We start from the raw sequence: 26,349 nt of genomic DNA on the forward strand, positions 1-26,349 counted from the left end.
TACTTAAAAATCCTTCTAAAAATGAACCCAGTCCGAAGTCTCCCTTTAGGGAGATTTAGAGGGTTTCCAATCGTATCGTTCCTTCATAAATGGCTTTACCTACGATAGCACCATGCAATCCTGCCGCTTGTAATTCATGCAGGTCTTCCAGCTTGCTTACACCACCACTGGCTATCAGCGTAATGCCCGGGCACTGCTGCAATATTTGCTGATACAACGCTGTAGACGGCCCTTCCATCATGCCGTCTTTGGCAATGTCGGTACAGAAAAATTGTTGCAGTCCAACCGATGTCAATGCATTGATAAAATCGTACACCAATACATCGGTTTGCTCCAGCCATCCATGTACGGCCAACCGTTCATTGTTGACATCGGCACCAATGAAAAATTTATCGGCACCAAACTCTGCCACCAGATTTAAAAACAATTCCCTGCGTTTTACAGCGAGGCTGCCAATGGTCACTAAGGCTGCACCAGCATTCAACACGGCTTGTACATCTTCTTTTGTTTTAACACCACCGCCAAAATCAATCGTGAGTGATGTATATTCGCTGCCAGTAGTTCCAACACTTTCCAGTTCTGCACGGCACCCGCTTTGGCACCATCCAAATCAACCAAGTGCAATCGCTTGATACCTGCTGCTTCAAACTGCCTGGCTACTTCTAACGGATTTTCATTGTACACTTTTTTCTGCGCATAGTCGCCCTGCGATAAGCGAACGCATTTGCCGTCGATTAAATCGATGGCAGGGATGATAAATCCTCCTATATCCTCCCTAGAGGAAGGACTTTGAGACGGTTGATTATGGTGAATATTTTCAATACCCATCTTCTTTATATTTTGACTTTTTATGTATAGCGTATGAAAGCCTCCCTTTAGGGAGGTTTGGAGGGTTTAAAGTGCTAAAAAATTCTTCAAAATCTGCTCTCCTGCTGCTGCACTTTTTTCTGTATGAAATTGCACTCCAAAGAAGTTATCCTTTTGCAAAGCCGCACTAAACGGCAATGCATAGTTACAAGCTGCAATGGTATGGCTGCTGATTTCGGCATAGTAGCTATGCACGAAATACATGAATGCATTTTCATCCACACCTTTCATGATGGGTGATTGCAGGTTGTACAAACTGTTCCAACCCATGTGTGGCGTTTTGATGCGCTGGCCATCATCATCGGTAGCAGGAAATTTACGCACCGCAATATCAAACATGCCGAGGCATTTCGTATCACCCTCTTCGCTGTGGCGGCACATGAGCTGCATGCCCAGGCAAATGCCTAAAAATGGTTGTGTTAATGACAACATCAGCTGATCCAAACCACGCTCCTGCAGGTAAGGCATGGCACTATTGGCCGCACCCACACCCGGAAAAATAACGTGGCTGGATTGACGAATCAATTCATGATCATCTGTTACGGTTGCTGCTACGCCCAGTCGCTCTAAGGCAAACAATACCGAACGGATATTTCCTGCATTGTATTTGATGATGGCTACAGTTTTCAAGTTTTTGGTTTGTTGTTTTTAGTTGTTGGTTAGAAGCTGTTTGAGAGTTTCACTGTCTTCGTTTCAACGAAACTTCAACTTGTGTACGCTGGAACTACAAAACCCCTTTAGTAGATGGCAGAAATAATTTCGAAGCATCCCGCTTTACTGCCATTTTAATGGCTTTGGCAAAGGCTTTAAAAATACCTTCAATCTTGTGGTGTTCGTTGGTGCCGGTTGCACGAATAATCAGATTGCTTTTGCTGGCATCGCTGAAGGATTTGAAGAAATGGAAAAACATTTCTGTAGGCATTTCTCCAATTTTCTCCCGTTTGAATTCAGCTTCCCAAACAATCCAGTTGCGGCCACCAAAGTCGATGCTCACCTGTGCTTCGCAATCGTCCATGGGCAGGCAAAAACCATAACGCTCCATGCCTCGTTTATCCGCCAAGCCTTTGGCAAAAGCTTCGCCCAAAGCAATGCCCGTATCTTCAATGGTGTGGTGTTCATCAATGTGCAAATCGCCGTCCACTTTCACCGTTAAATCAATATTGCCATGTCGGGCAATCTGATCAAGCATGTGATCAAAGAAGCCCAAACCAGTGTGTACATTGGCTTTGCCAGTACCATCAAGATTGAGGTCAATGGAAATTTTGGTTTCGTTGGTATTGCGCTGATGTGACACCACCCGCAAACCCAGCTTCAGAAATTCATAAATGCGCTTCCATGAAATGTCTTCCAGCGCAACGGTTGTTTCCCGCAACTCCGCCACGTTCATGTTGGTATCATTCAAGCCAAGATTCGGATCCGCATTCATCCAAATGGCTTTGCAACCAAGGTTCTTGGCCAGTTGCACATCGGTGATGCGATCGCCTATCACAAATGAATCCTCGATATCATACAATTCGGCATTCAGGTATTCAGTCAACATACCCGTTGCCGGCTTGCGGGTAGGTTTGTTTTCATGCGGAAAACTCCGGTCAATGTGTACCGCATCAAAATGAATGTTTTCATTTTCGAGGCTCTTCATCACAAAGTTTTGCACGGGCCAGAAAGTATCTTCCGGAAAAGCATCCGTACCCAAACCATCCTGATTGGTCACCATCACCAACTTATAGTCCAACTCCTCTGCAATTTTGCGCAGATAGGTAAACATGTCGGGATAGAAAGTCAGTTTCTCAAAACTATCCAGTTGATACGTTGGTGGCGCTTCGTTAATCAATGTACCATCCCTATCAATAAATAAAATTCGCTTAGCCATTGTTGGTTGCTTTTTCAAATTTGAGTTGACCAATGTAACTACCCAGCGCATCTACCAATGCTGTGTTTTCTTGTTCGGTGCCTACAGTAATGCGCAAGCCACCTTCGCACAAAGTAACCTTGCTGCGGTTGCGTACCACAATGCCTTCGTTCAACAGGTAGTTGTACACCTCATCGGCATTTTGCATTTTCACTAGCAAAAAGTTGGCATCGCTGGGATATATTTTTTCTACAATCGGCATTTGATTAAACACTTCTTCCAAAGCATACCGCATGTCCACAATCATCATAATCATGTCGTTTACCTGATCGGTATTCTCCAATGCCTGCAACACAATTTCTTGTGTGTGCTGCCCGATGTTGTACGGCGGTTTTACTTTGTTGATGATGTTGATGATGGCTTCACTCGCAAACATCATTCCCAAACGCAAGCCAGCTAACCCCCATGCTTTACTAAGGGTTTGCATCACTACCAAATTTGGATACTCTGTGAGTTCTTTCAAGAAAGAACGCTGCCGTGAAAAATTGATGTAGGCTTCATCCACCACTACCAAACCGTTGAAATTGTTGAGTACCGTTTCGATGTCTTCGCGGTTGAGGCTGTTGCCCGTAGGATTGTTGGGCGAACAAATCCAGATGATTTTCGTGTTGGCATCCGCCAGTTGTTCGATATGTGCCAGGTTAAGTTGAAAGTCATCGAGCAGTGGTGCTTTGCGTACTTCAATATCGTTGATATTGGCACTCACTTCATACATGCCATAGGTTGGCGGACAAATGATGACGTTGTCTTTGCCGGGATTGCAAAACGCCCGATACAACAAGTCGATACACTCATCGCTACCATTGCCCAAAAACATGTTTTGCGGCGGCACTGTTTTAATCTCACTCAACTTCTCCTTCACCTTCCACTGCAAAGGATCGGGGTAGCGGTTGTACCACTTCATAAGTGGCGAGCCGAGGCTGTTTTCGTTGGCATCGAGATACACTTTCGCTTCGCCTTTGAATTCATCTCTGGCGGAAGAATAAGGCGTTAGCTTTTTAATGTTTTCTCTTACGAGATTGTTGATATCGAACATGATGATGAACCCTCCAAACCTCCCTAAAGGGAGACTTTAAACAGTAAACTATTGTTGGTTTGTTGTCATTACTAAAAACAAATTCCTGATTCCTTTCCACTTCGTACATCGTACTTCAAACTTCTCACTTACAACCTTACTCTCACTGCATTGGCATGTGCTTCGAGCCCTTCGGCTTCTGCCATGGCAATAACGGTTGGGGCAATGGCTTGCAAACCTTCGGGCGTCAATTGCTGGTACGTTATCTTTTTAACGAAGCTATCTATACTAACACCGCTGTACATGCGGGCATAACCATTGGTAGGCAGTGTGTGGTTGGTACCACTGGCATAATCGCCCACACTCTCCGGCGACAAATGCCCTATGAATACCGAACCGGCATTGATTACCTGCTCTGCAATCGCCGTTGCGTTGTTCATACTAATGATAAGATGTTCCGCAGCATACTCATTCACCAGCTCTAACATGTCTTCGATGTTTGATAACACAACAGCAGTACTGTTTTCCAGTGCCGCTGCCGCCATGGCATTGCGGGGCAAACGGCTGAGTTGTGCAGCGAGTTCATCTTGCAATGCCTGCATATTGAAATCGGGCGTGGCTACCAGCAGCACCTGCGAATCTGCACCATGTTCGGCCTGACTCAATAAATCGGCCGCAACGTACTTTGGATTGGCGCTGTCATCAGCCATTACACATACTTCGCTGGGGCCTGCCGGCATATCGATGGGAATACCTGCTTGTTGTGCCAGCATTTTAGCTGCTGTTACATATTGATTGCCGGGGCCAAAAATTTTGCTGACGGCAGGAATACTTTCTGTACCGTACGTCATGGCAGCAATGGCTTGTGCACCACCGGCTTTGAAAATTTGTGTAACTCCTGCAACCTGTGCACTATACAGCACCGCCGGGTGCACCGTGCCATCTTTTTGTGGAGGTGTACACAACACAATTTCTTTACAGCCTGCCAGCTGTGCCGGCACAGCCAACATGAGCACGGTAGAAAAAGTGGTGCTGTTCCACCGGGAACATAAATACCTACCCGTTCTATACCCACCGACTTGCGCCAGCAGCGTACACCAGGCATGGTCTCTACTACTTCAGCAGGGGCGAGTTGTTTGCTGTGAAAAAAACGGATGTTGGCAGCAGCTTGTTCGATGGCGGCTTTGAGCTCGTTGCTCAACATGTCAGCAGCTTCTGCTTTTTCTATTTCAGATACGGCCAGTTTTTGCAACTCCACGCCATCGAAATGTGCGGTGAAACGCAGCAATGCTGCATCGCCTTCTTGCCGTACGGCTTGCATCACCGGCTGCACTCTGGCATGGATCTCAGAGAGATTCATCACGGGGCGTTTGATGAGACTGGCCCACTCCTGTTTCTTCGGTTCTATTACTGATTTCATACTTTCTGTTACCCTCTATATCTCCCTAAAGGGAGACTTTTGATGGTTGATTTTATTAGATGAAACACTGATTCATATCAGACATCTCACATCAGACATCAACAAATCCTAGACAATCATTTTCTCAATCGGTATCACCAGTATGCCTTGTGCACCACGTTCTTTCAGTTGTTCAATGATGTTCCAGAAATCATTTTCATTCAGCACACTGTGTACGCTGCTCCAGCCGCTTTCGGCCAGTGGCAATACAGTGGGGCTTTTCATGCCGGGCAGCAAAGCAATGATTTCCTGCAGGCGATCGTTGGGTGCATTAAGCAAAATGTATTTGTTGTTCTTGGCCTTTTTTACTGCCTGCATGCGAAACACCAGGCTGCTGAGGATAGCCAGTTTTTCTTCGCTCAACTCATTGTTGCGCACCAGTACGGCTTCGCTTTTGAGAATGGTTTCGGTTTCCTTCAAGCCATTCATGAACAAAGTGCTGCCGCTGCTTACCAAATCTACAATGGCATCGCTGAGGCCAATGCCGGGAGCAATTTCAACGCTGCCGCTGATTTCATGTATTTCGGCGTTGATGTTGTTGTCGTCTAAAAACTTACGTACCAGTACAGGGTAACTGGTGGCAATGGTTTTGCCTTGCAAATATTGTGCACCGGTGTAGTTTTCGTCTTTGCCCACACCCACGGCCAGGCGGCATTTGCTAAAGCCGAGTTTTTCTACAACGGTCACCGCTTTCTGCTTTTCGTAGAGTACGTTTTCGCCTACAATACCAATGTCGGCTACTTTGTCGGCTACGTACTGTGGAATATCATCATCGCGGAGGAAGAATACTTCGAGGGGAAAGTTTTCGGCTTCGGCTTTGAGCTTGTTCATGCCGTTGCGAACGTCGATGCCGCAATCTTTCAGGAGCTTGATGCTGTCTTCGTAGAGGCGGCCGGATTTCTGAATGGCTATTTTGAGTTTCATACTATGCTTTGCGTTTTTCGTTTGTCGTTTTTTGTTATTGGTTCTTCGTCAATTGTCTCTGGTTCATTGAGGCGATGCAGATGCAGTGAGTGACACAACACCGCTGCCACCTGCACTACAGCTCATCAACAAAAAAACAAGAAGGGCTCACCACGTAGGTAAGCCCTTCTTGCAATGTTTTGTATGTATACGTACACAACAGCACCGGCCTACCCGAGGAGGTAAGTATGATGATGATGGATATGTACGAGCTGCTTTTTCATTTGCTGTGCAAAAATAGGCCGACATTTCAAACCGCCAAATTCGGAAACCGGTATTTTCGTTTTCCTGACGAATAACTGACATGAACAAAACCATTGATACCATAGAAACGCTGGCGGCACAAGCCTGTGGCCATGTACCAGAACGCATTGAACTATTGCCCCAAAGTGGTAGCGACAGACGCTATTTCCGGATTTATGATGAAGGAAAAACGCTGATTGGCACGTATAACCTCAACATAAAAGAGAACGACACTTTCATTTATTTCAGCCGGCACTTTTCGGAGAAAGGCCTGCCCGTACCCGCTATTGTAGCTGTAAATGAAAAAGGCACGGCCTACATTCAAACCGACCTGGGCAACGACAGCCTGCTGAACAAACTGGAAGCCCACGGCTACAATGACTATGTAAAAAGCTTGTTTGCTGAAAGCCTCACCCAGCTGGCCCGCCTGCAAGTGAAGGGCCATGAAGGCCTCGATTACAACCGCTGCATTACGGCGAAAGAGTTTGGCAAGCAGGCCATTTTGAGCGACCTGCTGTATTTTAAATATTACTTTCTGGATGCCTTGCAGCAACCCTACGACAAGCAGGCCATGATTGATGATTTTGATGCACTGGCTACTTACCTGACGCATACGGAATACAAGTTTTTTATGTTCCGCGATTTTCAGAGCCGCAACATCATCATCAACAACGACCAGCCCTACTTCATCGATTATCAGGGTGGCATGAAAGGTGCTCCGCAATACGATGCTGCCAGTATGATTTGGCAGGCCCGTGCCGACCTGCCAGATGACTGGAAGCAAGACTTGCTGCTGCATTACATGACCTCTTTGGAAGAAGTACTGGGCCACCCTATTGACCGTAACATTTTTGTGGCACAGTACTATGGCTATGTGCTCATTCGCTTATTGCAAGTGTTGGGTGCGTATGGCTTCCGTGGTTTGTTTGAAAGAAAGGCGCAGTTTTTGAGCAGCATACCACAAGCATTGCGCAACCTGAAATGGTTTATCACAAACCGTCCGCTGGCAATACATGTGCCCGAGTTTAAACGCATGCTCAATCTGGTGGTAGATGATGCCGTGATTGCCCGTTTTGATCCGCCGAAGGCTGATGAAAACACGCCGCTGGTGGTGGAAGTCAACAGCTTTAGCTTTAAGAAAAATGGCTACCCCAAAGATGACAGCGATAACGGTGGTGGATTTGTGTTTGACATGCGGGGCATACTCAACCCCGGCCGCATAGACGAATACAAAACCCTGACGGGTAAAGACAAAGAAGTGATGGACTATCTGGAACAGAAAACCCGCATGCCGGAGTTTTTGAATAGTGTGTGGGATATGGTAGACATCAGCGTGGAAGATTATTTGCAACGCGGTTTTAGCAAACTGATGGTAAACTTTGGTTGCACGGGTGGCCAGCACCGCAGTGTGTATGCCGCCGAGCAAACCGCCCGCCACCTGCGCAATAAGTACAAGGTGAAAACAGTAGTAACGCACATTAATAGTGAGCATTGGGTGAAGTAGATCCCTCACCTATTCAGTAGTCTTTTAGTTGACGCGTTTACTGGTTAACTAGTAAACGCGTCAACTGTTCAACCAACCAACCAACCAACCAACCAACCAACCAACCAACCAACCTACCTACAAACCAACAACTCATGATAGCCATGATACTCGCCGCCGGCCTCGGCACAAGATTGAAACCGTGGACAGATGCGCATCCTAAAGCGCTGGCAGTGGTGAATGGCAAGCCGGTGCTGCAGCGCAATATTGAATACCTGCAACAAGCGGGCATACAAAAAGTGGTGGTAAACGTTCATCATTTTGCGGATCAAATTATGGCTGCAGTGCAAGCAAACAATGGCTGGGGCGCCGAAGTGCTGATAAGCGATGAAACGGATGAAGTGCTGGAAACTGGCGGCGGCATTCGCAAAGCGGTGCCCTTGTTTGGCGATGCTACAGATGTGCTGGTAATGAATGCCGACATCCTCACAGATATGAACCTGCAGGCATTTATGCAGGCACATGCCAGCAACAAAGCCGATGCTACACTGGCAGTGAGCAATCGTTCTTCCTCCCGTTGTTTTTTGTTTGATCTGCAGCACCAACTGGTGGGCTGGCGCAATAAAAACACTGGTGAAACCAAACTGCCTGTTGCTACGGATGCTCCTGTTGAAAAATCTTTCAGCGGCATCCACATCATCAATGAAAGTATATTCCGGCACATGCCTTTTGAAGGTAAGTTTTCGATGGTGGATGTGTACCTGCAACTGTGTGCTACGCACCGTATACAATCGTTTGATCACAGTGGCAGCAAGTTCATTGATATCGGCACGATGGAAAAACTGGCACAAGCGGCGGAAATGTTTATTTAACAATACAGGAACCGGAATTTTAAATCCGTAAAGGGATATTGCAAACCAGACAACCGCATTGTTACACAACACAAACTACTACACATGCAAACAGAACAGGTATTAATGATATTATGCGGGGTAATTGTGATTTCGTATTTGTTTTCCATCGTGAGTAGAAAACTGCGGGTGCCTTCAGTGCTGCTGCTGATGTTTTCAGGTATTATTGGCCGTTACTTCACCGATAAATATCAACTCACTGTTGAGCTTCCACGACTGGTAGTAGAAGGACTTGGCGTGGTAGGTCTCATTATGATTGTACTGGAAGCCGGGCTTGATTTGAAATTGACCAGAGATAAGTTGCCGTTAATACGCAAATCGTTTTTCTCTGCGAGTGTTATCTTCTTTGCTTCAGCTGCATTGATAACGGGCATATTGGTGTATTGGTTAGAAGAATCGTTGATTCAGTGCATCGTGTATGCCATCCCCATGTCCATTATCAGCTCCGCCATTGTTATTCCGAGTTTGCATCACCTGACCAATGCCAAAAAAGAATTTTTGGTGTATGAGGCGTCGTTCTCCGACATCGTTGGCATCATCGTATTCAACTATTTTGTTGCAGAAGAAATTCTCACCTGGGCGTCTGCAGGCATCTTTGTCGGGGGCATTGTTGGTTCTGTTGTTTTATCCATTGCATTTTCGGTGTTGCTGTTTCTCATCATGACCAACACTAAACTCAACATTAAATTTTTTCTGATTATTTCATTGTTGATTTTGCTGTACGCCAGTGGCAAATTATTACACCTCCCCTCGTTGTTGATTATACTTGTTTTCGGCTTAATGATCGAACAACTGGAACCTGGTGAAACTGCCAGCATTTTTAGGCACTTACAGCAAAAAACAAGTACACGAAATTCATGAGATACTCCACTCCATTACAGCCGAGCTTTCCTTTTTGGTGCGTACTTTTTCTTCATTTTGTTTGGCTACACCATACAAATAGAATTGGTGTTTCAGGCAGATGTAGCACTCGTAGGCGGCATGATTGTGCTGGCGTTATTACTGGTAAGGTTGTTTTATTTACGGGTATTTATGAAAGCCAATTTGTTACCCGAATTGTTTTTCATGCCCCGTGGCCTCATCACCATTGTGCTCTTTTACAAAATACCTGAGGTACTAAAACTGAGCAGTTTCAATGAAAGTATTATTGCCTTCGTGATTTTGGCTACGAGCACACTCATGATGCTCGGCAGCATTTTTTACAAAGGAGAAAAAGAGCCCATTCAAGAGGAGCAGTTGTTTGCAGATAATCTGACTCACGAAACTGTATCCGAAGCTAAAACAACTTAAAACAAGGTTGACTGCTTGGGCAAAAACTGAGGGCGTTTGCACAAAATACCGGTTTGCAATTGCAACCGCTGCGCCATGTAATCAATCAGCTCAGGTGCTCCTTCTTCTTCGGGGTGATGCATGAAAAAATATACTTCCCGTACACCATTTTTCACCCAGTGACGTATGCGTTCAATCCATGCATCAATGCGGGTGTAATCTGTAGGATGCAGGTTGTTACCCAAGAATCGCACCAATGCAATATCCGTGGTCAAGTGCATGTGGCACACATCTCGCCGGCCTGGCGCATCGGTTATCACCCAACCAATGCCATGCTGTTGCAATAGCTGCGCTGTTTGCTCTTGAGCAGCTGGCGTGTACCAATCGGGATGGCGGAGTTCTACAAAAAAAGACAAGTGCTTGGGTAATGATGCGAGATACTCCATCAGCGGTGCCTGCATGGCCGGCGACAATCCTTCACTCACCTGCAAAAACGATGGGCCCAAATGTGGCTGCAATGCTTCAATAGATTCGAGGAACTGCTGCGTTTGCTGTGTGGCATTGGTAAACTGGCTGTAATGGCTGATGCTCTGCGGAAACTTCGGACAAAATTTGAATGCACGGCCTTTCACTTTGGCAACCCATTTTTTTACCGTTTCGGCAGGAAAAATGCGGTAGTGCATCGCATTCATTTCAATGCTGTTGAACTGACGGATGTACGTGTCCAGTATCTCCGCATCCTTTATATTGGCCGGATAAATTTTACCCAGCCATGCATCGCATTTCCATTGGGTACAGCCCAAGTAAATAGTGGGTGCAGTGGCCGACTTCCCCTTGAGCACTGCGGCATTCATAGCAGGATCTTTGCGGCAGTTGTAGCTGCGCCATCTGTAGCAATGCAGGATCTATTCGGCCAAACTTCATACAGCAAATTCGTTCTGTGTTCTTCGTAACTCCACATCCGTTATACAACGGCTGCTTCGCAAATCCAGGTGGGTACAATGCCCGTCGATACAATGCGGCTCTCGGCATCTTTGGGTTGTGTGTTGCCGGTAAGCACCAGCATGGTATCCAATCCAAACTTATTGCCACCCAAAATATCAGTAGCGAGTGTATCGCCAATCATCAAAATATCTTTTTTAGAAATGCTTCGCTTGGCCTGCAGCCTTTCGTAGGCAAACATGAAAATCTGTGTATCAGGTTTGCCAAAACGAATGAACTTTTTGCCCACTACTTTTTCAATCATGTGGGCCAGTGCTCCTACGGCTATGCTTACGTCGTGGTTATTTACCGGGTAAGAATTATCGGGGTTGGCAGCAATGGCAGGAATGGTACGGTGGCGCAACAAATTCACGGCTTTGTTCAAATCACGAAACCAATCAAAGCCTTCATCATCCAGCATTACCAAGGCATTCACCTTGTGCATGTTGCTGTCGTCTATTTCGCTCACGGGCATGGTGTGCAAGCCACTGCTTTCAATGTAATGCGCCGAATTTTCAGTACCCAGATAAGCAACAATACCATCATTTACTTTCAGGTCTAAAAATTCTTTGGCCAGCATGCCCGATGAAATAATATGATCGGGTTGAATATTGTACAGGCCTGCCCGGTGAAAGGAGGAAGCCAGCAATTCGGGACTGCGGCTGGCATCGTTGGTAATAATGTAGTATTCCTTTCCCTGCTCTTCCAGCAATGCAAATGTGCGGTCTACGCCGGGCACCAACCCCTGATAAGAACGCAGCACACCGTACGAGTCGAAAAAAATGACATCATACTGATCAATCACGGAACGGAAATCAGACAAATGCATGGTGCAAAAGCAGTTTAGTTGGTACGAAAAAAAAAACTTCGTAAAGCAGCAGTCGTTATTCTTTTCCGGCTATCACTACTACAATCTCACCCTTCACGCCTTTCTCTCTGAAATAGTCGGCTACTTCTTGCAAAGTACCTCTTTTGTTTTCTTCAAACTTTTTGCTGAGTTCCCGGCTCACACAGCATTGGCGGTCGGCACCAAAGTAGGTGGCTATTTCATCCAGGGTTTTTACCAGCCGCATGGGGCTTTCATACATCACCATGGTGCGTTCTTCGGTAGCCAGTTTGGTGAGCATGGTATGGCGGCCTTTTTTGGGCGGCAAAAATCCTTCGAATGTAAAGCGGTTGGTAGGCAATCCACTGTTGACCAATGCAGGAACGAAGGCCGTTGCACCGGGCAAACATTCAACGGCAATATTGTTGCGAACACATTCCCGCACCAGCAAAAAAGCCGGATCGCTGATGCCGGGCGTACCCGCATCGGTTAGTACCGCCATTTGCTTACCTGCCTGCAGTTGTGTTACCAAATGCTGCAACACTTTGTGCTCGTTGTGCTGGTGGTAAGGCGATAGCGGTTTGCTAATGCCGTAATGATTGAGCAACACCGAAGAAGTGCGGGTGTCTTCACACAAAATCACATCCACCTGTTTCAATACCTCCACTGCCCGATATGTCATATCAGACAAGTTGCCTATGGGAGATGGAACGAGGTAAAGCAAAATGCAAGAATTTGAAAATTTGAAAGTTTGAAAATGATTACAACTGATGTGACTTTTCTACAAGGCTTATGTTGTACCTGAGAGAATTGAATAATTTTCAAATTCCCTCATTTTCAAATTTTCAAATTAGGCTATCACCACTTCAAAGTATTCCATTACTGCGTTAGCCAGCACTTTCTGTGCAGCTTCGGTGGCAACGGCTTTGGCAGCTTCGGGGCTGTCGGCTTCTACCTGCAGGGTAATGTGCTTACCAATGCGTACATCTTTGATTTGGCTCAGGCCGAGGTTGCCCAGTCCGCCCATAACGGCCTTGCCTTGTGGGTCGAGCAGTTCTTTCAATGGCATTACGGTGATATGCGCAGTGTATGTCATGTTGAGTTGTTTTGAAAACGAAAATGGCTTAGAAAGCAGCAAAGGTAACCGGCACCGCCCAGCAAGCCAAAACAGAAAGGCCTTTTACCCAAGCGGGCAAATGGCCGGTAGCTGCAACGCATCACGACTATCGTTTTTGCTGTGCTTTCAGCGTATCAATTTCCTTTTTCAATTCCTTGATGCTCTCAATGAGCAACGGCACCAGCTTGGCATAATCCACGCCCTTGTAACCGTTTAATTCCGACACGGCTTCGGGCACCACCAGCTCCACATCCTGTGCTATCAGGCCCATCTCCCGGCCTTGTTTAAAATTCATGTTGTTGAAATCGCCCGCCTTCATGTCGTAGGTCACCCCATTGAGCTGCAGCAGTTTTTGCAAGGGCGAAGCAATGCCGCTAATGTGCTGCTTAAAACGGCGGTCGCTGGCATAAGTGGTACCGTTGGCCCATAAGCTGCCGAAGATGGCAAAGGCATATGCTCCGTTTCGTTCGGCCTTGGCCAGCTCTGCATAGGAGCCATCAGTTTGAATAACGCCCATGCTCACTTTGCCGTTGGGAATGTCGTTTTGCAAACGCAGTTCGCCACCATATACACCAATACCTACATCGCCATAAGTGCCTTTGTACAAAGAGATTTTTGTAAGGCCCAGGTTATTCGAAAACTGCAGTGGTGCCGATGCAGAAGCACCGTTTAGTCCAATACCCACGTAACCATTGTTCGCATTCATGGTCAGCCCCCAGCCCGCACCGTTGTTGCCATAAAAGCCCATCACATTATCGTTGGGTAAACCAATAAAACCCACATTGCCGGTATTAGCCGCATTGGCCAGCCAGAGCCCTGCTGTTTGTGAACCGGTACGAATCTGTAACCTGCCGTTGGTTTGCAACGCTACTTCGCCACTGTTGATGATGCGGGCTCTTTCCGTAAAAGCAGTGCTGCTGCCCCATCCAAAACCAATATTGGAGCCGGCTATATCGGTATACAGCTGCAGCAAATTGCTTTGAATACCCAAGCCATACTGGCTGGTGGCGCTGGAGCCATACAAGGCTACTTTGGCACCCAATGTGTTGGCAAATGTTTGCGTAGCCAATTGTGTGGTAGTGCCAATACTCAGGTTGCCATTGAAATAGCTGTTGCCTTCTACATGCAATTTTGCCATGGGAAAATTGGTACCAATGCCCACTTCTCCCATCAGGAAAGTTTGGCCCTCTACATGCAGCTTTGCTGTAGGCTTGCTGATGCCAATGCCCACATTGCCTTCACCCCGAAAAATATTCATGCCATCGGTTTGCCATTGCGTAGCAGATAATTGCAAACCTGTGGGCGACATGCTTAGGCCATAGGTTCTGTCGAGGGTAAAAAGACAAAGGCGGTTGTTGCCAGAAGACGGAACAGCCAGCACATCGTTTTGGGCAAATAAAATACCCGGCCCACTGATGTTGGTGGTATTGTAGCCACGGGCAACTGGTGCTGTTGGATTGCTGATGTCGAACACAGACACCATGTTGTATTGGCCGTTGGCCACAAACAAAAAATTGCCCGCACCATGAATACTATAAGGCTGGTAAATATTTTCCTGCACAAAGCCGGCTACCGTGGGGCTGGCCGGATTGCTCACATTGAATATTTGAATGCGGTCGTTATCTCTTGACGTAACGTAGGCAAATCCATTTTTTACATACACATGCCGGGCATTGCTCAAGCCCGTATTGGTGAAGCCAAGTGCTGTGATGGACATAGGATTGGAAACATCAAACATGCACAAGCGATTGTTGCCATTGGAAACCACATAAGCGATATTTCCTTGCACCACTACCCCTGTTGGAAAACTCAGGTTGGTCGTTACGATTGATTTAAAAACCGGTGTGGCGGGTACTGAAACATCATATATGGCCAACTCTCTTTCTGCGGTTACATAGGCGAAATTTCCATGTACGGTTACAAAAGTTGGACGCCTTCCGGTGCCAATCATACCAACATAGATAAGGCTTCCCGTAGGGGTAAAACTATAAATCGTAAGTGCATTGCCCAACTCTGAAGTTATGTATACATAATTGCCCTGAACAGCTACGCTGCTGGGCCCATTGATATTGGTATAAGCATTGCTTTTCGACTGCGGATCGCTAAGATTGGAAATGTTATAAGAAACGAGAGAGTTGTTGCTCCAGTTGACAACAAAAGCCAGGTTGTCTTTTAATGCTACGGCGGTTGGACCACCAAGACCCTGTATACCGAATCCTTTGGCAACAATACCATTGGTGCTGGTAACAGCTGTATCCAAACCGGTCCAGCGGCCGGTACTGAGGTAAGAACGCAAAGCCCTTTCGGTGGGCACATTGTTGTGGCTGTTTTCGCTCATCAGGCTATCCCTGCTAAACTTTGACACGGCCGCTCCATCCTGCAATTGCAGGTTCCCATTCACATGCAGTTTTGCTTGTGGTGCATCTGTGCCTATGCCAATGTTTTGAGTCAGCGCATTTGCATAAATAAAAAGTAGTGAGCAACAGAAAAATAAATGCTTCATACGAAATGAATGATAGATTGGAGATGCAGCGATAAGCGTCTTTATGGTAATTGCTGTGCCAACTTTGCTGGCAGGGGGTTGATATTGGGAGGTATAATCCTACACGTAAAAATATTGACTCAGTAACCGTACGGCCTCCCTTAAAAAAGGGATTCTCTTATCCAAAACAAAACAGGCGACCCGAAGGCCGCCTGCGCTAATTCGATTGAAACAATTTATTGAATGGTTTTTTTGAAGACTACTGACAACAGCACGAATGCAGCATACGCAATGGGGCCAGCCCACCAACCGAGCAACACCGCTGCAATGATGGTTACAGCCAGCAGCAACAGTTGTGGCAATAATCCCTGCAGCGTTACTGATTTGGGTTTGTTGCTCATGATGGGCAAATCACTTACCATGAGCCAGCTGAGCAATGCAACAAGGCCATACCAAAACCACTGATTGGTGAGCAGGTTGAGGGTGGTGGCATCATTACTGGTCCAGTAAATGAGCGGAAAGGAAGCCACCATCAATCCTACTGAAGGCACCGGCGTACCCCGGAAGCAATGCGTTTGGCGGGTATCGAGGTTGAACTTGGCCAGCCGATACGCCGCCGCAGCCGCCAGCACAAAGGCCGGCGCCAGCCACCAGAATGACGTATCGAGACCTGCTTCAGTTTTGGCTACACTGAGGCGCAAAAACTGATAGACAATGATAGCAGGTGCCACACCAAAACTTACCACATCGGCCAGGCTATCGAGCTGTTTGCCCATTTCGCTGCTGGCCTTGAGGGCACGGGCCACAAAGCCATCCAGAAAATCTACGACGGCTGCCAATGCTATAAACAATGGTGCCATGTACACGGCTTCGGGCAACAGTTCCAGCTTTTGGCCAATAGGATTTTCGGGTGAAGGATCAGTCTCCACAATGGCAATGCCATTTTGCAATAAGAAAACGATTGCACAACAACCTAGAATGAGGTTGAGTAATGTGAACAGATTGGGAATGATGGAAAGACCACCGACCACCGACGACGGACTACCGGCAGCTTTCGAGACGACAGCCGACGACTGACCACCGGTTACTGAGGACATTTCATTACGACCAGTCATATTATATTGGTTCTATTCTTGCAGTAAAAATTATGGATGGTAAATGTAGGAGCAAAGGAATTACATATCATGCTTTTAATTAGAATGTGAAAAACACATAAAATAGTTTAAAGCATCCTTTTTTTAGAATCCATCCGACAGTATTATTTATAGATTAAGAATACCCTGTGAGCAAACAATTAATTAAAAATAAAAAACGTTATTAAGGTATTAATTTGAATTTGACTAAAGTCAAAAAATTGTTACCGGCATAAATAGTCATGGTTTTCCAGATATAAATTATTTAGATTTATGTATAATTATTTATGAAACATTATTTCCAACAAATTCACTTGCTATTTCAATCTAGATTGAATAGTGCATTGATATTTACTATTATTGCCTTATTCATTTCTACGCTTTATTCCTGTGAGAAGCAATCAAACACCACCGATCAAACAACGACCAAAACAGCAACAAAGGAATATATACAACAATATATTCAACAGCACCCAAAGGGTATTGAACTATCCGGATCAAATACCAAATTAGTAACAACACATGTAAATGAGGACGGCAATCCAATAAGTCAAATTGAAAAAAATAAAATAAATCTACTTGGAAGCGGAACCGGCTGCTACCCTACTGTTGAACCGGAGACCATTATTGAAAGTCAATCCATGATGCGCAATAGCTGTAGTCAAAATGATTGGCAAGTATATGCTTCATTTATTATTAGCAGCGAAAACGCAATAGTAGCATCCAATCCCAACAACATTAATCAAAAAACGAGAGGCCGCGTAATAGTTACAAACACCAGCACAGGTGCCACTGTTGTCAATAATACCAGTATTTTACCAGTAACCATAACTTCAATAGGTACAGACCCTTCCGACCCTGGTAGAACTTTATATCGTGTAACTTTCAACGCCCAAAGTATCGTATTTTCTAATAGTATTCAAAACTGGTCGTTGCGTGTAGGCCTTTTTTTCTATACAGAATGTGAAGAGGAAAGTCAATATCCATATACTGTTGTTGCTAATGAAGCCAACTTAGGTTCATTGCCGGTATGCAGTATTGTTCATCCTGTGTATTATGCCGCTCCACAGTCGGGCATGAATGGATTTATTGCTGGCGTACTTAATTGTGCAATATGCTGTTTTTCGCCTTACCCAACGCAGCAGGAAATCCAAATTTCCGCCAATGCCAATTTCACAGATTTAAGGCACTCAGAAGTACCACAAGGTCAACCGGCCATACCAAACATCATAGGTATTGGCGACTACTACCAATGGCTGCCGCAAAGTGGAAGTCCGAGATATATAAGATTTAGAAATAAGGGTTCAAATGGGTGTATAGGACCATGGAGCAGTACAAAAACAGTTATGGTACCGTAAAGGCTATAGATACAATCATTTACAGGGACAAGAACTCCCACTAAATCAAGTTCTTGTCCCTATATTTTTATGAATTTAAGTATTTACAACCTATGAAATGTAGCCAAATCTGTTGTTTACTGATACTCTTCTATAGTTTTACCCTTATTGAAACTTATGGACAGGTATGCAATGTAAAGGCTGCTACATTTAAACAGATTCCTTATATTAACTCAGAAAGATTAAAAACTATTAAAAACCACACAATAGTTCCTATTGAGGATACCATCAATAAAATCGCATACATTTTTTTCAAAACTACTAGAATTGACCCCAGAGGATATGAGAAACAATGCTTTATGATAGAGTGCAGGGCTTTGGGTACGCATGCTATCATTTGGTCGAAGTTATATGAAGACCCAAGAGACAATGTAAACATTGTTGTTAGTAGTGCCAATCTCAATAACTTTCAACAACTAATTATAGCGACTGTGTCGAGTAAATTTGAAAACGTTGAAATTAACCCTTTTTCAAACGAAGAGATTCAAGCACTAATTCTTAACTCAAATGGGCAACTGCTTGTCTCCAAAAGCTTTCAAAAATCTGGTAATTATTTATCAACCTCAGCCCCACAAGGAGCAGCCTTCATCGCATTGCAAAACAACAACTATGTTCTTTGCATAGACCAATTTAGCCAATCTGATTTGCTAAACCCCTGGAAGCATCTTCTCTATTTAGACAATCAACTAAACATACTTAAAAATGCCTATTATGAAATAACTGAAGACAAAAACACTTACCAATTCACTTTAGACATTTCATCACACAATAACAAAGTAGTATTTATTAATTCTTTGGATTACCGCCAATTTTTAGATTCACCAAGAGGTGGCAATTATCTAACTTTTGAATGGGACCCAGTTAGCGATCATTTTAATCAACCTGTCCGACATTTTCAACCGCTAGAATCTTTTGAGTTTTCTCGTTTGAGTCCACCTATTAGCCTTCCAAGGGGTACACCCTCCTTTAAAATCAATGACTCCTTATTGGTACTTCCAAACAGTTTTAGAGTGAATAAGGAAATAGTGAATCTCAGCTTTTTTAACTTTCGAAAGAATCAATTTGAAAAGTCTCTCTTATTAAAGAGAAAATTAGAAGCATACACCTTTATACATAATATTGTATGTAGTAACAATAAAATTCGAATAGCAGCAGAATTATCAAATACAGAAAAAGAGAGTGGTTACAATATTGATCATAAGACTACAAAAGAGAAGTATCTCATCTTTAATTTAGATAATGGAAATGTTGAAATTGAATGGGAACATCAAAAGCCCATTATGGAAAATAGATATACTCAATCTTCATTTTTTAGTTATTCAGATTCGAATTTTACGGTTACAAGATTACCAATCTATTCTCCACTAGATAACGATCAATACTTAGAATTTCAGACTTTCTCGCAGTCTGAAGTACTCTCCAATACTTGCATTTCTTTAGATTCTTCAACAGAATTCTATACATCGCAACGATCTAACTTTTTAGTTTCGCCAGCGCCATTTACTATTGAAAAAAAAGATACCAATATTATGAAGGAGGCCCAGAGTTATCTTCATAGTATTGATATAACTTATTCATCAGACACCCTTTGCTACGAAACAATTTCTTGCAGCACGCCGGTCATACAGGGTGTGCAAAAGATATGTGATACTTCCAACACATATAGCTATACCTACAGTGCCAGTTCGTGCAAGGGAAACTATACATGGATTATACCTGAAGATGCCGCATTGCAACTAACCAATAATGTTGGGCAAGAGCAACTCAACTTAAAATGGAAAAGGCCAGGAACTTTCGTTTTGTATTTAAAACCAAACTGGTGTACAAACCCGGCAGATTCCATGGTGATAGAAGTAAACCCCTATACACACAAAAACTATGATGCTGCCACAAAAGTGCTGTGCACTGGAGATACTTATACGCTAACTGCGCCTTCGGGCTTATACAACCTTCGCTGGAACACCGGCGAGCAAACCTCGAGTAAAACTGTTCAAAATACCGGTACCTATTGGTATACCGGAAACGACGCCTGTGGTCATTCATTTTCAGATACCATGCTGTTTACAAAAGATGAAAACGATTACCGCTTTTCTACAACTATAGAAATATGTAAGGGTTACGACAGCATATTGGTAGCACCATTGGGGCCAGTGCGTTATAGGTGGACCGGCCCCAATACAAGTGCTTCAGATACGCTGCAAAACCTGAGGATTAATGCAAGCACCAACAGTGCATTTGATGTTTGGATGACAGACAACACCGGCTGCATACAAAAAGGTTTGTTTCGTGTAATGGTCAATAACTGTACTACAAGCATATATGTTCCCACCGCATTTACGCCCAATCAAGATGGTTTAAATGATACATTCCGACCCATTCTTCAAGGCAGGGTTGAATATTATCGGTTTGAAATAAGAAACAGATGGGGGCAACGTATTTTTAGCAATACCCAAGCTGCTGAAGGATGGAATGGAAGAATAAACGGACAGCCACAACCAAGCGGGCTGTACGTTTGGCAACTGGTTATAAAATTCAGGAATGAACCTGAAAAAAAGATGTCTGGAAATGTAAAATTGATTCGGTAAAACAGCTACAGGGTTTTCATTGCTTTTTCAATCTCCTCCACCGTAATCGGAATGCCCTTGAACAAATCCACGTTGCCTGTTTTGGTAATCCATACATTGTTTTCGATGCGAATGCCGAGTTGTTCTTCTTCTACATAAATACCCGGTTCGATAGTAAACAACATGCCTGCCTGTATGGGCAAATGTTTCAGGCCCAAGTCATGCACATCCACACCCAGGTGGTGGCTGATACCATGGTAGAGGTACTTGCGGAAAGCCCGAGATTCGAGCACATTGCGGTCTTCGTTTTTCACGTCTTCTTTTTCAGCAGCCCCACTTTCAAAAACTGCTTCGTGGCTTCGTCACCTACTTTGTTGGTATAGTCCACAATGGTAATGCCGGGTTTCAAAATGCTTTTGGCATAGTTGTGAATGTCGAGGCAGGCGTTGTACAATTCTTTCTGACGCTTGCTAAACTTTCCATTCACAGGAATAGTACGGGTAAGATCGGCGCAGTAGCCACCATAGTTGGCGCCAAAATCCATGAGGAGCAGTTCACCATCTTTACATTCCGCATTGTTACTGATGTAGTGCAGGGTGCGGGCACGGTCGCCGCTGGCAATGATGCTGCCGTATGCTTCGCCACGGGCACGGTTGCGCAAAAACTCATGCACAATTTCGGCTTCCACTTCATGCTCATATACACCGGGCTTCACAAACTTCATCACCCGCAAAAAGCTTTGTGGGTAATGTCGATAGCAGTTTTAACCACTTCCACTTCTTCCTTGGTTTTGATGCCCCGTACTTCCCGCATAATCTTGGCGCTGCGTTCGTACTGGTGTAGCGGATAGCGGCTTTGCATGTCTTGCACAAAGCGATAGTCACGTGTTTGTATTAACGATGCTTTGCGGTCGTTCTCGTTGGTATTGAGGTAAATGGTATCGGCGAGGTGAATCCACTGCTGCAGCAAGCCATCCAAACTATCGAGCCACAACACCGCTGCAGCACCGCTGATGTCTTTTCCTTCTTGTGCACGAAGGCGTTTGCCATCCCATTTTTCTTTCATTTCGTTGGGGCGCACCAGTACCAATACTTCGCGGTATTTGGGATCCGGATTATCGGGGTACAATACCAGCATGGTATCTTCCTGCTCAATGCCGGTGAGCCAAAACAAATCGCTGTTTTGCTGAAAGCGATACAGGGCATCGCCATTGCTGGGTACTTCATCATTGCTGTTGAAAATAGCAATGCTGTTGGGCTTCATTTTTTTGATGAAGCGTTGACGGTTTTGGATGAAGATTTTCGGATTGAGCGGAAGATTTTTCATACGTCATTTTTAAGAGGGGGTAAATGTAAGCAGGTAAGATGGTTTCTGATGGTTTGCGTGACACGAAACATGGCAACGGATTGCAAAAGCAAAGGCCGTCTTCGCAGACGGCCTTGTACTTTCTCCATTTTCAAAAAAACCAAATCCTATTTTTTGCCGGTCACTTTGCGGGGCGACTCTATCGCAGCCTGTGCAGCAGCAAGGCGGGCAATAGGCACCCTGAATGGTGAACAGCTCACATAGTTCATACCAATGCGGTGGCAGAATTTCACACTCTCCGGATCGCCGCCGTGCTCACCACAGATACCCACTTTGAGGTTGGGCTTGGTAATGCGGCCACGTTCGGTACCGAACTTGATGAGCTCACCAATGCCATCCTGATCGAATGGTCTGGAACGGATCGTCCAACAAAATTTTCTGATCGAGGTAGTTGGGCAGGAAGCCACCGATATCATCGCGGCTAAAGCCAAAGCTCATTTGCGTAAGGTCGTTGGTACCAAAGCTGAAGAAGTCTGCGGCTTCAGCCATTTGTGCCGCTTTCAAGGCTGCACGTGGAATTTCAATCATGGTACCAAACAAGAACGGAATTTTCTTCAAACCGGTTTTCTCACACACTTCTTTATACACCTGATCTACAATCTTGCGCTGGTGTATCAATTCGTTTACGGAGCAGGTTACCGGAATCATGATTTCGGGCAATGCCTTTTTACCTTGTTTGGTGAGCTCAGCAGTGGCTTCGAAAATAGCACGGATTTGCATTTCAGTAATTTCCGGATAGCTGATGCCAAGGCGTACACCACGGTGTCCGAGCATTGGGTTGTTTTCGTGCAACGCCAGCACACGACGCTTCAACACACTCATACTGATGCCGAGTTCTTTACTCAGGTGTGTCAGTTTCTCTTTATCGTGTGGTACAAATTCGTGCAGTGGTGGATCGAGCAGGCGAATGGTTACAGGGTGTCCCTTCATCACATTCAGCGTGTTCTTCACATCCTTCTTCACGTACTTGAACAAATCGTTCAGCGCTGCTCTTCTTTCTTTTTCTGTTTTGCTCACAATCATTTTGCGCAGCTGGAACAAAGGCTCTTCGCTACCCTCGCCATAGAACATGTGCTCGGTACGGAACAGGCCGATACCTTCTGCACCAAACTTGAAGGCCACATTGGCATCTTCAGGGGTTTCAGCATTGGCACGTACACCTATTTGTTTCACCTGGTCTACCAGTTTCATGAGGTCTTTGTAGCTCTGGTTTTTCTCGATGTCGATGTCTACCAGTGGCATACTGCCTTCGTATACTACACCTTTGGTACCATTCAGGCTAATCCAATCGCCTTCTTTGATGACTTCACCATTCTTGGCTTTGAATACTTTGCTATCGCTGTGAATTTCGATATCGCCGCAACCCACGATACAGCATTTACCCCAACCACGGGCCACCAATGCTGCGTGTGATGTCATACCACCTTTGGTAGTAAGAATGGCCTGTGCTTTATGCATACCATCCACATCTTCGGGTGACGTTTCTTCACGTACCAATATCACTTTCTCCCCTTTTGCAGCCCAAGCTACTGCGTCTTCAGAAGTGAAGACAACACGGCCTTTGGCACCACCGGGACCTGCAGGCAAACCTTTGGCAATTACGGGTTTCAGCAATTCTTCTTTAGGATCGAGCATGGGCAGCAACAGTTCTACCAGTTGGTTGGGTGCAACCCGCATGATGGCCGTTTTGGCATCAATCATTTTGCTCTTGTACATTTCGGTAGCCATGCGTACAGCGGCTACACCATTGCGCTTACCAACACGGCACTGGAGCATGTAGAGTTTTCCTTTTTCAATGGTAAACTCAATGTCTTGCATGTCTTTGTAGTGCTTTTCCAAACGCTGCTGAATAGCATCCAGTTCTTTGTACTGAACAGGCATCAGTTTTTCCAGCGTATCAAAATGTTCGCTTTGCGCATTTTTAGAATACGCATTGAGCGGCGCCGGAGTGCGGATACCAGCCACTACGTCTTCACCTTGTGCATTTACCAGGTACTCGCCATAAAATTTGTTTTCACCACTACCAGGGTTGCGGGAAAAAGCTACCCCTGTACAGCTGTCGTTACCCAGGTTGCCAAACACCATGGCCTGTACGTTTACCGCTGTTCCCCACTCATCAGGAATTTTTTCGATGCGGCGGTATTCGATGGCCCGCTTGCCATTCCAGCTGGCAAATACGGCACCCATACCACCCCAGAGTTGCTTCATGGGATCGTCAGGAAATTCAACGCCCAATACTTTCTTAACCGTCTTTTTATAATCTGCAACCAGCACTTTCAGTTCGTCTACTGTAAGGTCTGTATCGCTGGTATAACCTTGTTTGTGTTTAATAGCTTCCAGCTTTTCATCCAGCTGTTTGCGAATGCCTTTGCCCTTGGGTTCAATGCCGGCTGCTTTTTCCATCACCACATCGGCATACATCATAATGAGGCGGCGGTATGCATCGTAAGCAAAACGGGCATCGCCACTTTGAGCAATCAAGCCTTCAATGGTTTTTTCATTCAAGCCCACATTCAACACGGTTTCCATCATACCGGGCATGCTCTTGCGGGCACCAGAACGTACAGAAACCAACAGCGGATTTTTTACATCGCCGAATTTCTTGCCGGTGATTTTTTCCATTTTGGCCAATGCCTCTTTCACTTGTGCGTCCAATACTTTAGGATAGGTTCGCTTGTTGGCGTAGTAATAAGTACAAACTTCTGTAGTGAGTGTAAAACCCGGTGGCACGGGCAGTTTCAGTTTTGGATGACCTGCCATTTCAGCGAGGTTGGCACCTTTGCCACCCAGCAGGTTTTTCATGGATTCGTTTCCGTCGGCTTTGCCACCCCCAAAGGAATAGACATACTTGATTGCCTTTTTTACTGTAGCCATTTTATAGGTATTTAGTTTGAATTGATCGGGTCTATTGCAGGCCTACAATGAGGCGTTTGCAATGGATGTCCGTTTAAATGAATGATTGTGGTTGTTCTTCATTGACGAACGTAAAAGTAGACGGAGCAGGATGGTTAGAAAATGATTATTGGCAAGAGAAAACCTAACAAACATCAGGAAATGGATACGCAAACCACCTGGCATACAAGGGTGATGATCAATTCATTTTGCGCTGGCTACAACCGAAGCGGCAATCAAATTGTTACTACAAATAGTGTGGTAAGCGGCCAATCGTATTCCTTTAAATGAAAGGGAATTGGCGCAGAGTAACACCGTTTCTTTCCACAAAAAGTGTACAACTAATTTTGGGTTTTAGGAATAGTAAAAAATAAATTTGAGAGAGTTGATACCGCAATCATCTAAGTTCTTTTTACATCATCGCATCACTAAAACTTACACCATTTGACTGAGACAATCATTAACCTGGAAACCGTGAATCCCATTGAATTTTTTGGGGTAAATAACGGCAAGCTGGATCTGCTGAAAAAGAAATTTCCATTGTTAAAGATCCTTGGCCGCGGGACACAAATAAAACTGAGCGGCAGTCCTGAACAGATCGAGTTTGCAAAAGAAAAGATTGGCCTTGTTGTACAATACCTTGAACGCAACGGGCACCTGAGCGAAAACTATTTTGAAACCATTTTGGGTGGTGATGATGCTGAAACGGTAGATGCTTTTGTGGAGCGAAATCCCAACGATGTGTTGGTATTTGGCCCCAATGGCAAAACAGTACGGGCCCGCACCCACAACCAAAAACGCATGGTAAGTGCGGCAGATACCAACGACATTGTATTTGCCCTTGGCCCTGCCGGTACCGGTAAAACGTACACCGCTGTTGCGCTGGCGGTAAGAGCCCTCAAAAACAAGTCTGTCAAAAAAATCATCCTCACCCGCCCTGCGGTAGAAGCTGGTGAAAGCCTTGGTTTTTTGCCCGGCGATCTCAAAGAAAAAATTGATCCGTACCTGCGGCCGTTGTACGATGCGCTGGATGATATGATACCGGCAGATAAGCTGGGCTACTATATGAGTACCCGCACCATCGAAATTGCCCCGCTGGCGTACATGCGTGGCCGTACGTTGGACAATGCCTACATCATTCTTGATGAAGCCCAAAACTCCACCGACCTGCAGTTGAAAATGTTTCTCACCCGTATAGGTGCCAATGCCAAGGCCATCATCACCGGCGATATGACGCAGGTAGACCTGCCCAAGAGCCAGCGTAGTGGTTTGGAAAAAGCCACCCGTATTCTCAAAAACATCAACGGCATTGCACACATAGAGCTCGATGAGGAAGATGTGGTTCGCCACCGCCTCGTAAAAGCCATCATCAAGGCCTACGATAAAGAGAAAGAAAAAGAAAATGCAGAAGAAGAAGCCTATCAGGCACAGCGAAAAGAATATTTTCGCAACCGTGACAAGCCGCAATAATTT

The 26,349-nt window shown here is 45.2% G+C and carries 24 protein-coding genes and 1 pseudogene; 7 read left to right on the forward strand and 18 right to left on the reverse strand.

The window, feature by feature from the left end; translation table 11 throughout:
* Positions 1-55: 55 nt before the first annotated feature.
* The 7 genes and pseudogenes from GLV81_RS20520 to hisG all read right to left on the reverse strand — a co-directional run bounded on the left by GLV81_RS20520 (position 56) and on the right by hisG (position 6,174).
* A complete protein-coding gene (locus tag GLV81_RS20520; protein ID WP_425500003.1) occupies positions 56-487 on the reverse strand; it encodes a 1-(5-phosphoribosyl)-5-[(5-phosphoribosylamino)methylideneamino]imidazole-4-carboxamide isomerase in 432 nt (143 codons plus the stop codon).
* Positions 481-828, reverse strand: coding sequence for a HisA/HisF-related TIM barrel protein (locus GLV81_RS20525; protein WP_246186003.1), 348 nt, complete (start codon positions 826-828; stop codon positions 481-483). Before GLV81_RS20525 ends, GLV81_RS20520 begins: the two co-directional genes overlap by 7 nt.
* A 66-nt stretch (positions 829-894) precedes the next feature.
* Positions 895-1,497, reverse strand: coding sequence for an imidazole glycerol phosphate synthase subunit HisH (hisH, locus tag GLV81_RS13520; RefSeq protein WP_157479338.1), 603 nt, complete (start codon positions 1,495-1,497; stop codon positions 895-897).
* A 94-nt stretch (positions 1,498-1,591) separates the two neighbouring features.
* Positions 1,592-2,737 carry a bifunctional histidinol-phosphatase/imidazoleglycerol-phosphate dehydratase HisB gene (gene hisB, locus GLV81_RS13525; protein WP_157479339.1) on the reverse strand — a complete coding sequence of 382 codons (1,146 nt, stop codon included), beginning with the start codon at positions 2,735-2,737 and terminating at the stop codon, positions 1,592-1,594.
* Entirely contained in the window at positions 2,730-3,812 is a 1,083-nt protein-coding gene (gene hisC, locus GLV81_RS13530) for a histidinol-phosphate transaminase (RefSeq protein ID WP_157479340.1), read from the reverse strand. The genes hisB and hisC overlap by 8 nt, the downstream gene beginning before the upstream one ends.
* Positions 3,813-3,940: 128 nt before the next feature.
* A pseudogene (gene hisD, locus GLV81_RS13535) lies at positions 3,941-5,211 on the reverse strand (histidinol dehydrogenase).
* Positions 5,212-5,319: 108 nt separating this feature from the next.
* Positions 5,320-6,174, reverse strand: coding sequence for an ATP phosphoribosyltransferase (hisG, locus tag GLV81_RS13540; RefSeq protein ID WP_157479341.1), 855 nt, complete (start codon positions 6,172-6,174; stop codon positions 5,320-5,322).
* Positions 6,175-6,517: 343 nt separating this feature from the next.
* Here hisG and GLV81_RS13545 point away from each other — a divergent pair, with 343 nt between their 5' ends.
* The 4 genes from GLV81_RS13545 to GLV81_RS13565 all read left to right on the forward strand — a co-directional run bounded on the left by GLV81_RS13545 (position 6,518) and on the right by GLV81_RS13565 (position 10,140).
* Positions 6,518-7,960, forward strand: a complete 1,443-nt coding sequence (locus tag GLV81_RS13545) for a RapZ C-terminal domain-containing protein (RefSeq protein ID WP_157479342.1) — start codon at positions 6,518-6,520, stop codon at positions 7,958-7,960.
* A gap of 134 nt (positions 7,961-8,094) precedes the next feature.
* Positions 8,095-8,811, forward strand: coding sequence for a nucleotidyltransferase family protein (locus GLV81_RS13555; protein ID WP_157479343.1), 717 nt, complete (start codon positions 8,095-8,097; stop codon positions 8,809-8,811).
* 84 nt (positions 8,812-8,895) lie between these two features.
* The gene (locus tag GLV81_RS13560) at positions 8,896-9,711 is read left to right on the forward strand and encodes a cation:proton antiporter domain-containing protein (RefSeq protein ID WP_157479344.1); all 816 of its coding nucleotides are present in this window, start codon (positions 8,896-8,898) and stop codon (positions 9,709-9,711) included.
* 57 nt (positions 9,712-9,768) lie between these two features.
* Positions 9,769-10,140: a hypothetical protein gene (locus GLV81_RS13565; RefSeq protein ID WP_157479345.1), complete on the forward strand. Its 372-nt coding sequence runs from the start codon at positions 9,769-9,771 to the stop codon at positions 10,138-10,140.
* Here GLV81_RS13565 and GLV81_RS13570 read toward each other — a convergent pair.
* From GLV81_RS13570 to GLV81_RS13595, 6 genes are all read right to left on the reverse strand, one after another.
* On the reverse strand, positions 10,137-10,973 hold the full coding sequence (locus GLV81_RS13570) for a DUF72 domain-containing protein (protein ID WP_157479346.1): 837 nt from the start codon (positions 10,971-10,973) through the stop codon (positions 10,137-10,139). The two genes, GLV81_RS13565 and GLV81_RS13570, sit on opposite strands and share 4 nt — an antisense overlap.
* A gap of 110 nt (positions 10,974-11,083) precedes the next feature.
* Entirely contained in the window at positions 11,084-11,929 is an 846-nt protein-coding gene (locus GLV81_RS13575) for a TIGR01459 family HAD-type hydrolase (RefSeq protein ID WP_157479347.1), read from the reverse strand.
* Between the two features lie 55 nt (positions 11,930-11,984).
* Positions 11,985-12,650: a 16S rRNA (cytidine(1402)-2'-O)-methyltransferase gene (gene rsmI / locus GLV81_RS13580; protein ID WP_157479348.1), complete on the reverse strand. Its 666-nt coding sequence runs from the start codon at positions 12,648-12,650 to the stop codon at positions 11,985-11,987.
* A 126-nt stretch (positions 12,651-12,776) separates the two neighbouring features.
* Complete coding sequence (gene purS, locus GLV81_RS13585) at positions 12,777-13,022, reverse strand: phosphoribosylformylglycinamidine synthase subunit PurS (RefSeq protein WP_157479349.1); 246 nt, start codon at positions 13,020-13,022, stop codon at positions 12,777-12,779.
* Positions 13,023-13,149: 127 nt separating this feature from the next.
* Positions 13,150-15,546 carry a tail fiber domain-containing protein gene (locus GLV81_RS13590; protein WP_157479350.1) on the reverse strand — a complete coding sequence of 799 codons (2,397 nt, stop codon included), beginning with the start codon at positions 15,544-15,546 and terminating at the stop codon, positions 13,150-13,152.
* A 215-nt stretch (positions 15,547-15,761) separates the two neighbouring features.
* Positions 15,762-16,640: a CDP-alcohol phosphatidyltransferase family protein gene (locus tag GLV81_RS13595; protein WP_246186006.1), complete on the reverse strand. Its 879-nt coding sequence runs from the start codon at positions 16,638-16,640 to the stop codon at positions 15,762-15,764.
* Between the two features lie 305 nt (positions 16,641-16,945).
* On the opposite strand from GLV81_RS13595, the gene GLV81_RS13600 reads away from it, so the two are divergent.
* Positions 16,946-18,016, forward strand: a complete 1,071-nt coding sequence (locus tag GLV81_RS13600; protein WP_157479351.1) for a hypothetical protein — start codon at positions 16,946-16,948, stop codon at positions 18,014-18,016.
* A 92-nt stretch (positions 18,017-18,108) separates the two neighbouring features.
* Positions 18,109-20,640 carry a T9SS type B sorting domain-containing protein gene (locus tag GLV81_RS13605; protein WP_157479352.1) on the forward strand — a complete coding sequence of 844 codons (2,532 nt, stop codon included), beginning with the start codon at positions 18,109-18,111 and terminating at the stop codon, positions 20,638-20,640.
* Positions 20,641-20,645: 5 nt separating this feature from the next.
* Here the strand turns inward: GLV81_RS13605 and GLV81_RS20535 are convergent, their stop codons facing one another.
* From GLV81_RS20535 to ppdK, 5 genes are all read right to left on the reverse strand, one after another.
* The gene (locus GLV81_RS20535) at positions 20,646-20,933 is read right to left on the reverse strand and encodes a M24 family metallopeptidase (protein ID WP_246186007.1); all 288 of its coding nucleotides are present in this window, start codon (positions 20,931-20,933) and stop codon (positions 20,646-20,648) included.
* Positions 20,930-21,343 carry a M24 family metallopeptidase gene (locus GLV81_RS20540; RefSeq protein ID WP_246186008.1) on the reverse strand — a complete coding sequence of 138 codons (414 nt, stop codon included), beginning with the start codon at positions 21,341-21,343 and terminating at the stop codon, positions 20,930-20,932. The genes GLV81_RS20535 and GLV81_RS20540 overlap by 4 nt, the downstream gene beginning before the upstream one ends.
* Complete coding sequence (locus GLV81_RS20545; RefSeq protein WP_246186009.1) at positions 21,343-21,945, reverse strand: aminopeptidase P N-terminal domain-containing protein; 603 nt, start codon at positions 21,943-21,945, stop codon at positions 21,343-21,345. Before GLV81_RS20545 ends, GLV81_RS20540 begins: the two co-directional genes overlap by 1 nt.
* 146 nt (positions 21,946-22,091) lie before the next feature.
* On the reverse strand, positions 22,092-22,400 hold the full coding sequence (locus GLV81_RS21330; protein WP_281350694.1) for a putative PEP-binding protein: 309 nt from the start codon (positions 22,398-22,400) through the stop codon (positions 22,092-22,094).
* Positions 22,309-24,858 carry a pyruvate, phosphate dikinase gene (gene ppdK, locus GLV81_RS13615; RefSeq protein ID WP_281350695.1) on the reverse strand — a complete coding sequence of 850 codons (2,550 nt, stop codon included), beginning with the start codon at positions 24,856-24,858 and terminating at the stop codon, positions 22,309-22,311. Before ppdK ends, GLV81_RS21330 begins: the two co-directional genes overlap by 92 nt.
* Positions 24,859-25,320: 462 nt before the next feature.
* Between ppdK and GLV81_RS13620 the strand changes: the two genes are divergently transcribed.
* Positions 25,321-26,346 carry a PhoH family protein gene (locus tag GLV81_RS13620; protein WP_157479353.1) on the forward strand — a complete coding sequence of 342 codons (1,026 nt, stop codon included), beginning with the start codon at positions 25,321-25,323 and terminating at the stop codon, positions 26,344-26,346.
* Positions 26,347-26,349: the final 3 nt, after the last annotated feature.

It is taken from the genome of Phnomibacter ginsenosidimutans, from assembly GCF_009740285.1.
GTDB lineage: Bacteria > Bacteroidota > Bacteroidia > Chitinophagales > Chitinophagaceae > Phnomibacter > Phnomibacter ginsenosidimutans.

Coding starts and splice junctions, on each gene's coding strand:
- GLV81_RS20525 (WP_246186003.1), bottom strand. CDS start 828: ATGGGTATTGAAAATATTCACCATAATCAACCGTCTCAAAGTCCTTCC.
- hisB (WP_157479339.1), bottom strand. CDS start 2,737: ATGGCTAAGCGAATTTTATTTATTGATAGGGATGGTACATTGATTAAC.
- hisC (WP_157479340.1), bottom strand. CDS start 3,812: ATGTTCGATATCAACAATCTCGTAAGAGAAAACATTAAAAAGCTAACG.
- hisG (WP_157479341.1), bottom strand. CDS start 6,174: ATGAAACTCAAAATAGCCATTCAGAAATCCGGCCGCCTCTACGAAGAC.
- GLV81_RS13545 (WP_157479342.1), top strand. CDS start 6,518: ATGAACAAAACCATTGATACCATAGAAACGCTGGCGGCACAAGCCTGT.
- GLV81_RS13555 (WP_157479343.1), top strand. CDS start 8,095: ATGATAGCCATGATACTCGCCGCCGGCCTCGGCACAAGATTGAAACCG.
- GLV81_RS13560 (WP_157479344.1), top strand. CDS start 8,896: ATGCAAACAGAACAGGTATTAATGATATTATGCGGGGTAATTGTGATT.
- GLV81_RS13570 (WP_157479346.1), bottom strand. CDS start 10,973: ATGAATGCCGCAGTGCTCAAGGGGAAGTCGGCCACTGCACCCACTATT.
- GLV81_RS13575 (WP_157479347.1), bottom strand. CDS start 11,929: ATGCATTTGTCTGATTTCCGTTCCGTGATTGATCAGTATGATGTCATT.
- purS (WP_157479349.1), bottom strand. CDS start 13,022: ATGACATACACTGCGCATATCACCGTAATGCCATTGAAAGAACTGCTC.
- GLV81_RS13590 (WP_157479350.1), bottom strand. CDS start 15,546: ATGAAGCATTTATTTTTCTGTTGCTCACTACTTTTTATTTATGCAAAT.
- GLV81_RS13595 (WP_246186006.1), bottom strand. CDS start 16,640: ATGACTGGTCGTAATGAAATGTCCTCAGTAACCGGTGGTCAGTCGTCG.
- GLV81_RS13600 (WP_157479351.1), top strand. CDS start 16,946: ATGAAACATTATTTCCAACAAATTCACTTGCTATTTCAATCTAGATTG.
- GLV81_RS13605 (WP_157479352.1), top strand. CDS start 18,109: ATGAAATGTAGCCAAATCTGTTGTTTACTGATACTCTTCTATAGTTTT.
- GLV81_RS20540 (WP_246186008.1), bottom strand. CDS start 21,343: ATGAAGTTTGTGAAGCCCGGTGTATATGAGCATGAAGTGGAAGCCGAA.
- GLV81_RS20545 (WP_246186009.1), bottom strand. CDS start 21,945: ATGAAAAATCTTCCGCTCAATCCGAAAATCTTCATCCAAAACCGTCAA.
- GLV81_RS21330 (WP_281350694.1), bottom strand. CDS start 22,400: ATGATATCGGTGGCTTCCTGCCCAACTACCTCGATCAGAAAATTTTGT.
- ppdK (WP_281350695.1), bottom strand. CDS start 24,858: ATGGCTACAGTAAAAAAGGCAATCAAGTATGTCTATTCCTTTGGGGGT.